The organism is Siccibacter turicensis LMG 23730, from assembly GCF_000463155.2.
In the GTDB taxonomy this organism is placed as follows: domain Bacteria; phylum Pseudomonadota; class Gammaproteobacteria; order Enterobacterales; family Enterobacteriaceae; genus Siccibacter; species Siccibacter turicensis.
The window spans coordinates 1,112,467-1,124,355 of record NZ_AWFZ01000028.1; the positions used below are offsets into that span (position 1 = coordinate 1,112,467).

At 56.9% G+C, this 11,889-nt stretch carries 11 protein-coding genes and 1 tRNA gene; 6 read left to right on the top strand and 6 right to left on the bottom strand.

What is annotated here, in order from left to right; translation table 11 throughout:
* Positions 1-43: 43 nt before the first annotated feature.
* Positions 44-625, bottom strand: a complete 582-nt coding sequence (lpcA, locus tag DW58_RS09565) for a D-sedoheptulose 7-phosphate isomerase (protein ID WP_024548423.1) — start codon at positions 623-625, stop codon at positions 44-46.
* A 228-nt stretch (positions 626-853) separates the two neighbouring features.
* Between lpcA and fadE the strand changes: the two genes are divergently transcribed.
* Together fadE and DW58_RS09575 are read left to right on the top strand one after the other, a co-directional pair.
* On the top strand, positions 854-3,298 hold the full coding sequence (gene fadE, locus DW58_RS09570) for an acyl-CoA dehydrogenase FadE (RefSeq protein WP_024548422.1): 2,445 nt from the start codon (positions 854-856) through the stop codon (positions 3,296-3,298).
* 109 nt (positions 3,299-3,407) lie between these two features.
* Positions 3,408-4,178 carry an amidohydrolase gene (locus tag DW58_RS09575; protein ID WP_024548421.1) on the top strand — a complete coding sequence of 257 codons (771 nt, stop codon included), beginning with the start codon at positions 3,408-3,410 and terminating at the stop codon, positions 4,176-4,178.
* An 85-nt stretch (positions 4,179-4,263) separates the two neighbouring features.
* Here the strand turns inward: DW58_RS09575 and DW58_RS09580 are convergent.
* Positions 4,264-4,340: transfer RNA gene (locus DW58_RS09580), tRNA-Asp, on the bottom strand.
* 132 nt (positions 4,341-4,472) lie between these two features.
* The gene (gene dnaQ / locus DW58_RS09585; RefSeq protein ID WP_024548420.1) at positions 4,473-5,204 is read right to left on the bottom strand and encodes a DNA polymerase III subunit epsilon; all 732 of its coding nucleotides are present in this window, start codon (positions 5,202-5,204) and stop codon (positions 4,473-4,475) included.
* A 52-nt stretch (positions 5,205-5,256) separates the two neighbouring features.
* On the opposite strand from dnaQ, the gene rnhA reads away from it, so the two are divergent.
* Positions 5,257-5,727, top strand: coding sequence for a ribonuclease HI (gene rnhA / locus DW58_RS09590; protein ID WP_024548419.1), 471 nt, complete (start codon positions 5,257-5,259; stop codon positions 5,725-5,727).
* Here the strand turns inward: rnhA and DW58_RS09595 are convergent.
* Positions 5,724-6,440, bottom strand: coding sequence for a class I SAM-dependent methyltransferase (locus DW58_RS09595; RefSeq protein ID WP_024548418.1), 717 nt, complete (start codon positions 6,438-6,440; stop codon positions 5,724-5,726). The genes rnhA and DW58_RS09595 overlap by 4 nt on opposite strands.
* Before the next feature lie 32 nt (positions 6,441-6,472).
* Here DW58_RS09595 and gloB point away from each other — a divergent pair, with 32 nt between their 5' ends.
* On the top strand, positions 6,473-7,228 hold the full coding sequence (gloB, locus tag DW58_RS09600) for a hydroxyacylglutathione hydrolase (RefSeq protein WP_024548417.1): 756 nt from the start codon (positions 6,473-6,475) through the stop codon (positions 7,226-7,228).
* A 69-nt stretch (positions 7,229-7,297) separates the two neighbouring features.
* Positions 7,298-8,671 (top strand): murein transglycosylase D, encoded by a 1,374-nt coding sequence (gene mltD / locus DW58_RS09605; protein ID WP_024548416.1) that lies wholly within the window; start codon positions 7,298-7,300, stop codon positions 8,669-8,671.
* A gap of 45 nt (positions 8,672-8,716) precedes the next feature.
* On the opposite strand, the gene DW58_RS09610 is transcribed toward mltD, so the two are convergent.
* A complete protein-coding gene (locus DW58_RS09610; RefSeq protein ID WP_024548415.1) occupies positions 8,717-9,487 on the bottom strand; it encodes a class I SAM-dependent methyltransferase in 771 nt (256 codons plus the stop codon).
* Between the two features lie 71 nt (positions 9,488-9,558).
* A complete protein-coding gene (locus DW58_RS09615) occupies positions 9,559-10,362 on the bottom strand; it encodes an endonuclease/exonuclease/phosphatase family protein (RefSeq protein WP_024548414.1) in 804 nt (267 codons plus the stop codon).
* A 276-nt stretch (positions 10,363-10,638) separates the two neighbouring features.
* Here DW58_RS09615 and yafC point away from each other — a divergent pair, with 276 nt between their 5' ends.
* Positions 10,639-11,541 carry a DNA-binding transcriptional regulator YafC gene (yafC, locus tag DW58_RS09620; protein ID WP_024548413.1) on the top strand — a complete coding sequence of 301 codons (903 nt, stop codon included), beginning with the start codon at positions 10,639-10,641 and terminating at the stop codon, positions 11,539-11,541.
* Positions 11,542-11,889: the final 348 nt, after the last annotated feature.

Below are 11,889 nucleotides of genomic sequence, written 5' to 3' on the forward strand. Positions count from 1 at the left end.
TCAGGCACTGTCCGGGGCCAGAATGATAAACCCGCCAGCCTTATCAGGCTTTTACCATCTCTTTTTCGATCAGCTGAATCAGGATGTGGATCACTTTGATGTGGATCTCCTGAATGCGATCCGCATAGCCGAAGTGTGGCACACGAATTTCGATGTCGGCGCTGCCGGCCATTTTGCCACCGTCTTTCCCGGTCAGGGTAATGACCTTCATGCCTTTGGCGCGCGCGGCTTCAATCGCTTTGATCACGTTGGCTGAGTTGCCGGAGGTGGAGATCCCCAGCAGCACATCGCCCTCGCGCCCTACCGCTTCCACGTAGCGGGAGAAGATGTAGTCGTAGCCGAAGTCGTTGCTCACGCAGGAGATGTGGCTGACGTCAGAGATAGCGATCGCCGGATATCCCGGACGGTTTTCGCGGTAGCGACCGGTCAGCTCTTCGGCGAAGTGCATGGCATCGCAGTGTGAACCGCCGTTGCCGCAGGAGAGCACTTTGCCACCCGCTTTAAAGCTGTCAGCCAGTAGCACCGCAGCGCGCTGGATAGCGTGGATATTGGCTTCATCTTTGAGGAAATTAGCCAGCGTCTCTGCCGCTTCATTCAGCTCGTTACGAATAAGATCCTGGTACATGAGGATATCCTTCAGCATGAGAAAAATAGACCCGAGCAGTGTACCGGATAGCGTCCGGGGCGAGAAGCGCTACGCCCGTCGGGGCATGGATGTTTTGCCATTCCGTGCGGCAACATTGTGAACCAGGTTGTAATTATTTTGTGAACGCATTGCTAAAAAACATAACATCCACTACAACCATATCATCACAAGTGGTCAGACCTCCTACAAGCAAGGGAGCTTTTCGTTATGATGATTCTGAGTATCGTTGCCACCGTCGTGCTGCTCGGTGCGCTCTTCTACCATCGCGTTAATCTGCATCTCAGCAGCCTGATTCTGCTGGCCTGGACCGCCGTGCTCGGCGCGGTTGGCATCTGGTCGCTGTGGATGCTGGTGCCGGTGGCGCTTATCCTGCTGCCGTTCAACCTCACGCCTGTTCGTAAGTCGCTGTTCTCCGCCCCGGCGTTTCGCAGCTTCCGCAAGGTGATGCCGCCGATGTCGCGTACGGAAAAAGAGGCCATCGACGCCGGTACCACCTGGTGGGAAGGCGATCTGTTCCGCGGCAACCCGGACTGGCAGAAGCTGCACAACTACCCGCAGCCTACGCTCACGGCGGAAGAGCAGGCCTTTATTGACGGCCCGGTAGAAGAAGCCTGCCGCATGGCGAACGATTTCCAGATCACCCACGAGATGGCGGATCTGCCGCCGGAGCTGTGGGCCTATCTGAAAGAGCATCGCTTCTTTGCCATGATCATCAAAAAAGAGTACGGCGGTCTGGAGTTTTCCGCTTACGCTCAGGCGCGCGTGCTGCAGAAGCTGGCCGGCGTCTCCGGCATTCTGGCTATTACCGTCGGGGTGCCCAACTCGTTAGGGCCGGGTGAACTGCTTCAGCACTACGGTACCGAAGAGCAGAAGGACCACTATCTCCCGCGCCTGGCGCGTGGGCAGGAGATCCCCTGCTTCGCACTGACCAGCCCGGAAGCGGGCTCCGATGCGGGCGCCATCCCGGATACCGGTGTGGTCTGCATGGGCGAATGGCAGGGCCAGCAGGTGCTGGGTATGCGCCTGACCTGGAACAAGCGCTACATCACCCTCGCGCCGATCGCCACGGTGCTGGGCCTGGCGTTTAAGCTGTCGGACCCCGATCATCTGCTGGGCGACGACGCCGAGCCGGGCATTACCTGCGCCCTGATCCCGACCAACACCCCGGGCGTTGAGATCGGTAATCGTCACTTCCCGCTTAACGTGCCGTTCCAGAACGGCCCGACCCGTGGCAACGATATCTTTGTGCCGATCGACTACATCATCGGCGGCCCGAAAATGGCCGGTCAGGGCTGGCGGATGCTGGTGGAGTGCCTGTCCGTTGGACGCGGCATCACCCTGCCGTCTAACTCGACCGGCAGCCTGAAGTCGATTGCGCTGGCCACCGGTGCCTACGCCCATATTCGCCGTCAGTTCAAAGTCTCCATCGGTAAGATGGAAGGGATCGAAGAGCCGCTGGCGCGTATCGCCGGCAACGCCTACGTGATGGACGCCGCGGCGTCGCTGATCACCTACGGCATTATGCTCGGGGAAAAACCGGCGGTGCTGTCCGCTATCGTTAAGTACCACTGTACCCACCGCGGCCAGCAGTCAATCATTGACGCCATGGATATTGCCGGCGGGAAAGGCATCATGCTCGGCGAGTCAAACTTCCTGGCGCGCGCCTACCAGGGCGCACCGATCGCTATTACGGTGGAAGGGGCCAACATTCTTACCCGCACCATGATGATCTTCGGCCAGGGGGCGATTCGCTGCCACCCGTATGTGCTTGAAGAGATGGCGGCGGCGCAGAACAACGATCTCAACGCCTTCGACCAGCTGCTGTTCAGCCATATCGGTCACGTGGGCAGCAACATGATGCGCAGCTTCTGGCTCGGCCTGACGAACGGCCTGACCAGCCCGTCGCCGACCCGGGACGCCACGCGCCGTTACTATCAGCACATCAACCGGGTAAGTGCCAACCTGGCGCTGCTGTCGGATATCTCTATGGCCGTGCTGGGCGGCAGCCTGAAACGTCGGGAGCGCATTTCGGCGCGCCTTGGCGATGTGCTGAGCCAGCTCTATCTCGCCACCGCGGCGCTGAAACGCTACGAGGATGAGGGCCGTCACGAAGCGGATCTGCCGCTGGTGCACTGGGGCGTGCAGGATGCGCTGCATCAGGCCGAGCAGGCCATCGACGATCTGCTGCGCAACTTCCCGAATGCGGGTGTGGCGGGCCTGATGCGTCTGGTTATCTTCCCGGCAGGGCGTCGCTTCACGGCACCGTCGGACAAGCTCGACCACCAGTTGGCGAAGATCATTCAGACGCCGTGCGCCACCCGCTCGCGTATTGGGCGGGGTCAGTACCTGACGCCGAGCGAGCATAATGCCGCCGGGCTGCTGGAAGCCGCGCTGGCAGATGTAATGGCCGCGGAGCCGATCCACGTGCGTATCTGTAAAGAGCTGGGCAAAAACCTGCCGTTTACCCGTCTGGATGCGCTGGCCGCCGACGCGCTGGCGAAAGGTTTTATCACTCAGGATGAAGCCAGCCTGCTTATCAAGGCAGAGGAGAGCCGCCTTCGCAGCATCAACGTGGATGAGTTCGAATTTGATGCCCTGGCGACCCAGCCGGTAAAGCAGACCACTAAGGTGCGCACCATCGAAGCCGCCTGATCGTCGCGTTACCCCATAAACCCCGCCTGGTGCGGGGTTTTTTATTGGCGTCACGTAACGCGCTTCTCATGGTAGAGTGGAAAAATGTGTTCACTACGGAGCGTCTCACGTGCCCGGCTTACAACTTACTGTGCTGCAACAGCCCCTCGTCTGGATGGACGGTCCGGCTAATCTTCGCCATTTCGATACGCTGCTGGCGGAGCTGCCCGGACGGGATCTGATCCTGCTCCCGGAAATGTTTACCACCGGCTTTGCCATGGAAGCCGCGCAACGGTCACTGCCCCAGCGCGAAGTGGTGGCCTGGATGCACGACTGGGCCAGGCAGACCGACGCCATGATTGCCGGAAGCGCGGCGCTCCAGACCGAGCGTGGGCCGGTGAACCGTTTCCTGCTGGTGGAGCCGGACGGCACGCTGCACTTCTACGATAAACGTCATCTGTTCCGCATGGCCGATGAACATCAGTATTATCAGGCGGGCGATCGGCGGGTGATTATTCCCTGGCGCGGATTCCGTATTCTGCCGCAGGTGTGTTACGACCTGCGCTTCCCGGTGTGGTCACGCAATCAGAACGACTACGATCTGGCGCTCTACGTCGCCAACTGGCCTGCGCCGCGCGCGCACCACTGGAAAACGCTGCTGGCAGCGCGGGCGATTGAGAATCAGGCTTACGTGGCGGGATGTAACCGGACGGGGCGGGACGGCAACGGACATCGCTACAGCGGTGACAGCGCGATCATCAGCCCGCAGGGTGAAGCGCTGGCGGCAGCAACGCCCTATGTTTCCGGACGCATCGATGCTGCGCTGTCGCTGGAGGCACTGAACGCCTGGCGTGACGCGTTTCCGGCCTGGCAGGACGCCGACCCGTTTAGCCTGGACTAATCCCCTCGCCTCGTTAAACGGGAGGCGAACGGACGGCAGAAACGACGAAGGCCTGAATCATTGCTGATTCAGGCCTTCTGAATAGTGGCGGAACGGACGGGGCTCGAACCCGCGACCCCCTGCGTGACAGGCAGGTATTCTAACCAACTGAACTACCGCTCCGCATTGTTCCATTGCTGGAACGAGGCGAATATTACGGTTTGCCCCGATCGGCGTCAACGGTTTTTCTCACAAATTTAATCGTTTGCTGTAAAAATCGCCCGCGCGCTCACTTTCCGCACATCTTGCTGGCCCTCAGGCCCGCCACAGGCAGCTTCCGCCTTTTTTCTCAACGATGTCGAGACGCGATTCATGGGCCGCCAGCTCTTCATCGGTGGCAGAAATCACCCGCAGACGCGACGCTTTACGCGCAACGCGTTGAATGGTCGCTTCGCCCTGCTGCTGCTGCGATTCGCTCTCCAGCGCAAACGACATGATGGTCTGCCCACCGGTCATCGCCAGATAGACGTCGGCCAGGATTTGGGAGTCGAGCAGCGCCCCGTGCAACGTACGCTTGGTGTTGTCGATTTCGTAACGCGAGCAGAGCGCATCGAGGCTGTTACGCTTGCCGGGGAACATCTTGCGCGCCAGCGCCAGGCTATCCGTTACCTTACAGAAGGTCTCGGTTTTGGGGATACCGCGGTTGAGCTTGCTGAATTCATAATCCATAAAGCCGATATCGAACGAGGCGTTATGGATGACCAGCTCGGCCCCGCGAATGTAATCGATAAAGTCATCGACCACATCGCCAAACTGCGGTTTGTCCATCAGGAACTCGTCGGCGATACCGTGAACGTTGAACGCTTCCGGGTCCACCAGCCGGTCGGGCTTCAGGTAGACGTGGAAGTTGTTCCCGGTCAGGCGGCGGTTAATCACCTCAACGGCGCCGATTTCGATAATCCGGTGTCCCTCGTAATGCACACCGAGCTGGTTCATACCCGTGGTCTCGGTATCGAGGACGATCTGTCGTGTAATTGCTGTGCTCATAGCGTTCGTTTATGTCAGACTTGGCGTTTTAATCACAGGAAGTCTACCAGAGATGCGTAAACAGGTAGAAATTTTCACCGATGGCTCCTGCCTTGGCAATCCAGGGCCGGGTGGCTACGGGGCAATTCTGCGTTACAAAGAGCATGAAAAAGAGTTCAGCGCCGGCTATCGCCTGACTACCAACAACCGCATGGAGCTGATGGCGGCTATCGTGGCGCTGGAAGGTCTGCGCGAGCACTGCGACGTCGTGCTGAGCACCGACAGCCAGTACGTGCGCCAGGGGATCACACAGTGGATCCACAACTGGAAGAAACGCGGCTGGAAAACCGCCGAGAAGAAACCGGTAAAGAACGTCGACCTGTGGCAGCGCCTCGATGCGGCCTTAAGCCAGCATAAAATCGAGTGGGAATGGGTAAAAGGCCACGCCGGTCACCCGGAAAACGAACGCTGCGATGAACTGGCGCGCCGTGCCGCCGAGAATCCGACCCAGGAAGACGTCGGCTACCTGCCGCAGGCAAGTTAAGGCTTACGATACTGCCGCGTGGCGCCCACGGTCTGGCGCAGCGAGGCTTTGGCTTTACGCGCTTTCATCGGATTGAGCGTCAGCGGAATGGTACGCTTACGCGCCACGATAAGCTGCATACAGCCCAGCGCGGGAAGATGGGTACTGAGCATTTTCCCGCCCTGCTTGCTCCACGGCAGCACCATAAAACGCTCGCGGTGCATCACTTCAAAATTCAGCAGCGACAGCCAGTCGAGCTGGCGCATCATGCTGAACATCCGGCTGTTGTAAGGTACTCGCTTACGCTTAACCGGCACCAGCTTCATTAACCCCGCCAGGCTTATCGGGTTAAAGCTGCTCAGCACAATCCAGCCGTCGTCGATCAATACCCGGTCCGCTTCCCGCAGCAGCGCATGCGGATCGTGACACCAGGGCAGCGTATGGGCCAGCAAACAGGCATCCACCGACTTCGCCGCAAAGGGCAACCGCAGCGGATCGGCCTGCACCTGCTGGGGCGAACCGCTAAGCGATACGCTAACCTGATGGGAGATGGCACAGGCCTCGGTGTTGATTTCCGCGCTCATATTGCCGATTTTAAGCAGGTGGAAACCGTACATTTTCGCAAGCCACGGCTGGAGCTGCTGCTCAAGCGAGAGGCGATAGCGCTCTCCGGCCGGCAGTTCATCCCAGCGGGAGGGTGCCACTAATTTGTGAGGTATCCTTGCCGTTTTCATCACTACCTTCCCTAACGCATGAGAGGTGTTTTATGGATATTACCAGCATTCCCGCGCTCCAGGACAATTACATCTGGGTTCTCCATAACGAAGCGGGAAAATGCGTGATTGTCGATCCGGGCGAAGCGGCGCCGGTGCTTGCGGCAATCGATCAAAACGGCTGGCAGCCGGAGGCAATTTTACTGACCCATCACCATCATGACCACGTTGGCGGCGTGAAAGAACTGCGCCAGCGCTACCCTGAAATAGTGGTCTATGGGCCTGCGGAGACGCAGGATAAAGGTGCCAGCGTCATCGTGAAAGAAGGGGAAAAGGTCCCTGTTTTGGGACGCGAATTTAGCGTCATTGCCACCCCGGGTCACACTTTAGGACATATCTGCTTTTTTAGCTTTCCTTATCTGTTCTCAGGCGACACGCTCTTTTCCGGCGGCTGCGGAAGACTGTTTGAAGGCACGCCAACCCATATGTATCAGTCCTTTGAAAAATTAAACGCGCTTCCGGAAGATACATTAATTTATTGTGGCCACGAATATACATTAAGTAATCTTAAGTTTGCGTCAGCCGTTCTTCCCGAGGATGAGGCAATTTCCCATTATTACCGTAAAGTTAAGGAGTTACGGGCGAAAAACCAAATTACGCTACCCGTTTCTTTGAAAAAAGAGCGTCAGATTAATCTGTTCCTTCGCACGCATGACACTGTTTTAATTGATAAAATAAACACAGAAACATCTTTGCAACACCCAGAGCAGATTTTCGCCTGGTTACGGGCGAAGAAGGATAACTTCTGAATTCAGACTTGTGTTACGGAAACATCGCAGTTATCATCGCTCGTCTTTTAAGCAACTATTGACACACACATGAAGGCAAAAGCGATATTACTCGCCTCTGTCTTGCTGGTGGGTTGCCAGGCGCAACAGCGCGATGGTGACGTTACGCAGCATGCTCAGAGCCTTTCTGCGGCTGGTCAAGGGGAAGCAGGAAAGCTAACAAGTCGAAGTGGTTTCTGGATGGACGGTTCGTCCACTCTGGCAGACGATCAAAACCTGTGGGCTTTCATTGGCGACGAGCTAAAGATGGGAATTCCGGAAAATGCCCGGATTCGCGAACAGAAACAAAAGTATTTAAAAAATAAGAGCTATCTCCACGATGTAACATTACGGGCAGAGCCGTATATGTACTGGATAGCAGGGCAAGTTAAGAAACGTAACATGCCCATGGAACTGGTACTACTACCCATAGTGGAGAGCGCTTTTGACCCGCACGCGACGTCTGGCGCCAATGCCGCAGGCATCTGGCAGATCATACCGAGCACAGGGCGAAATTATGGTTTGAAACAGACCCGCAGCTATGACGCACGTCGTGACGTAGTGGCTTCCACCACCGCGGCACTGGATATGATGGAGCGTCTGAACCGCATGTTTGACGGCGACTGGTTGTTAACGGTTGCGGCCTATAACAGCGGTGAAGGTCGGGTACTGAAGGCAATGAAAGCGAACAAAGCGCGTGGTAAACCCACCGATTTCTGGTCGCTCTCCCTGCCGCACGAAACCAAAATATACGTACCGAAAATGCTGGCGTTGAGTGACATCCTCAAAAACAGCGAGCGGTATGGCGTTAATTTACCGACCCCTGATGAGAGCCGTGCTCTGGCACGCGTTCCGGTCAGTAACCCGGTCGAAATGGAACAACTGGCGGAAATGGCCGGGATTTCAGTTAAAAAGCTGAAAACCTTCAACGCAGGCGTCAAAGGCGCGACGTTGGGCGCAAGCGGTCCACAGTACGTTATGGTTCCACGTAAGCACGCGGCGAAGTTACGTAACTCGCTGGCGGCTAACGAAATTGAAGCTGTTCAGCCGGCTATTCTCGCGAATAACGATGATACCGGCAGCCGTGTTTATACCGTACGCTCCGGCGATACGTTATCAAGCATTGCGTCACGGATGAACGTGACCACGAGCGAACTGCAGCGCATGAACGGTCTCAAAGGCTCACGCCTTAAGGTCGGCCAGACGCTCAACGTTGGAGGAGACTCCAGCAGCGCAGGGCGCCTCGCGAAGAACAGCGACAGCATCACGTATCGCGTGCGTAAGGGTGATTCGCTTTCGAGCATTGCCAAACGTCACGGCGTAAATATCAAAGACGTGCTGCGCTGGAACACGGGTACTGACACACTCAAGCCGGGCGATCAGATTACGCTTTTCGTGAAAAACGACAGCAGACCTGATTCCTGATGAGAATTAAAAAAGGCACCGATTCCCCCGGTGCCTTTTTTCTTTTTAGCCTGGCTTTATGGCCTCTATCATGATGGTATCCGGGCTGAATGAGCCATCCTCCTGCAGCGCGAAATAGCGCTTTACCTCATCCGACGCACTCTGCTGATAGGCCCTAATCGCCTCCACCATCACCGTTGGCGTGCGCATCCTGGTGACCCAGGATGAAAACTCCAGCATCAGCCGATCGGTAATGACCTCCTGAACTGCCAGCCCGGCCTGAATAAACATCTCCAGCCATTGCGTACTGGAGTAATTCCTGACGTGCGAGGTATCACGCAGTGCCTCGATGGTCTGCAGGAAGATATCCGTCACGGCCGGGCCAGGAGACATGATATCCATAAAGATGGCCCGCCCTCCGGGCGTTAACACGCGCCGCACTTCCCGCATCGCCATGCCAGGATCCTGCCAGTGATGTGCAGAATAGCGGCTGATGACGATATCCAGACTGTTATCCTCAAACGGCAGATGCTCTGCAACGCCCTGCCGCGTCGCCAGGTTGTCCAGACCACGCGCCTGTGCCGTCTGGCTAACCACCTCAAGCATCTGCTGCGACAGATCGTACGCGGTGACCTGTGCGACCTGCTCTGCTGCAATAAAGCTCGCGTGCCCTGCCCCACAGCCAATATCAAGAAGCCGGGCGTCAGTGCAGCCGGCGAGGCGGCTGCGTAAGCGTTCCAGATCGCGGCCGCTGGCATGAACCTGACTGGTTAAGTAAGCTTCAGCCTGTTGGCCAAACTGGCTGTCGACGTGATGTCGATGAGAGCGGATGGTCATGATGTTTGTCCTTGCGGTTGAGAGAAAAAAGGGCAGCGTCAGATCTGCCCTGCGGCAGACCTGACATACCGTTACTTCAGCTCAGGTTTGCCGGGACTGAATTCAACGAGTAGCGGGTTGTGATCGGAGGCACGGGTGACCAGTACAGAGGCTTCACTGACGTTCATGCCACGATAGAACACAAAATCGAGGGGGCGACCAAAAGCGCGACGGCGATTATCGTCGGTAAAACGCACCTGACGCAGCGACATCTCACGCGTGAACCTGAACAGCGCATTCATGCGCGGACGGCTCCAGGCGTTGAAATCACCGGCCATAATGACCGGACCGTTATGATGGCTGATTTGATCGCCAATCGGTAAAAGTTGTTTGCCGTAGACGTCCACGCCAAGACTGAAATTGACAGCGTGGATATTCACGACCATCAGCATTCGACCATCGGGTAAGGGATAGACGGTAACCAGCGCCGATTTAGCCAGGCGAAGGATGGGTTCACGTTCGCGCAACGGGCAGCAGTAAACAGGATGTGCCGCGGCCAGGGTCATGACACCAGAAGGATGCTGGGGCAGGACAAAGGCCGGGACCTGGTCAGCGGCGAGGTAGTTGGAAGTCGCAAAGTGAATGAGTTCGGGCGTCGTCTGCGCCTCCTGCAACAGCACCAGATGCGCATCCTTCCCGAAATTCTGCAACACGGAGAGCCATTCGGCGCGCTGCTGTTTAAAAATATTCCACACCAGCACGCGAAGCACATCGTGGCCAGGCAGAGGAGCGCCGGCGGGTAACGCCTTGCCAATACTCGCGAACGAGCCCGGCGGCAGTATTCGCTCCGCAGGCTGACCGGCAATGTAACGCATGGCATAAGTCGTTTTTCGCACGTTTAGCTTCCAACTCCATCAAACATGAACCGCCGGAAAATGCAGGCGGTCCATCAGTTATAGGGATTTTAGTCCAGGGTTTCAATGTGGATAGCGATGTTTTCTCAACCGGCGGCGCCCGGTGCTGGGTTAGCCGTTTCGCTAACCGAGGGCTTTATCGTCGGGTTGCCGTGTCATCGACAGTCGCAACGGTCATTTGATGGCGATTGATGGGCTGGCATGCTTCAATAACGAAACGATCATAGTGACACCAGAATTTTTGCCAGGAGAGCAACAGTGAAAGCGACCTCTGAGGAGCTGATGGTATTTGTCGCGGTGGTAGAGAGCGGAAGTTTTAGCCGGGCTGCAGAGCAACTCGGACAGGCGAACTCGGCTATCAGCCGCTCAGTGAAGAAGCTTGAGATGAAGCTCGGGGTCAGCCTGCTCAACCGCACCACACGCCAGCTCAGCCTGACGGAGGAGGGAGAGCGTTATTTTCGACGGGTACAGCAGGTGCTTCAGGAGATGGCCGCGGCTGAAAACGAGCTAATGGAGTCTCGACAGACGCCACGCGGGCTGTTACGCATCGATGCAGCAACGCCGGTAGTGCTGCATTTTCTGATGCCTCTTATCAAACCGTTTCGCGAGCGCTATCCGGAGGTAACGCTGTCGCTGGTGTCGTCGGAAACCTTCATCAACTTGATAGAGCGTAAAGTGGACGTCGCGATCCGCGTCGGGACACTAACCGACTCCAGCCTGCGCGCCCGCCCGCTGTTTACCAGCTACCGCAAAATTATTGCCTCACCGGCTTACCTGGATCGTTATGGGACACCGAAGGGTGTAGAGGATCTTAACGATCATCTGTGTCTTGGCTTTACCGAACCGGCAACGCTCAACCGCTGGCCGGTAGCACAGGCCGATGGGCAACTTTACGAAGCGAACATTGGGTTATCATCAAACAGTGGAGAAACGCTGAAGCAGCTCTGCCTTACCGGCAACGGTATTGCGTGCCTGTCGGACTATATGATCGATCGTGAGCTTGCGAGCGGTGAGTTGGTTGAGGTGCTATCCGACCAGCGTTTACCGGTGGAGATGCCCTTTAGCGCCGTTTATTACAGCGATCGCGCAGTCAGCACGCGCATTCGGGCGTTTATTGATTTTATGAGTGAGCATATAAATCAGTCGCGTAGTGGGATGTGAGGCGGGCTTGCAGTCTGGGCTCATACTAACCGGCTTGTGCAGGAATGGGTGTGTTAACGGCACTCGCTACGCTCAGGCAAAGCACTGAGCGCCCTGTATTCATGTTGGGACTTCGGTGGTGCGGTTCCGTGTTTCTTCCGTGATATTCGCCGAAGGGAAGCAACCAGTATGCTACCCGGCAGAGGTATCAGGCTATATAACGTGGGACACCTGGAGCGTGGCGGGATTGCACACAAAAAAAAGCCCTGAGCAAATGCTCAGGGCTTCTTAATAAGTGGCGGAACGGACGGGGCTCGAACCCGCGACCCCCTGCGTGACAGGCAGGTATTCTAACCAACTGAACTACCG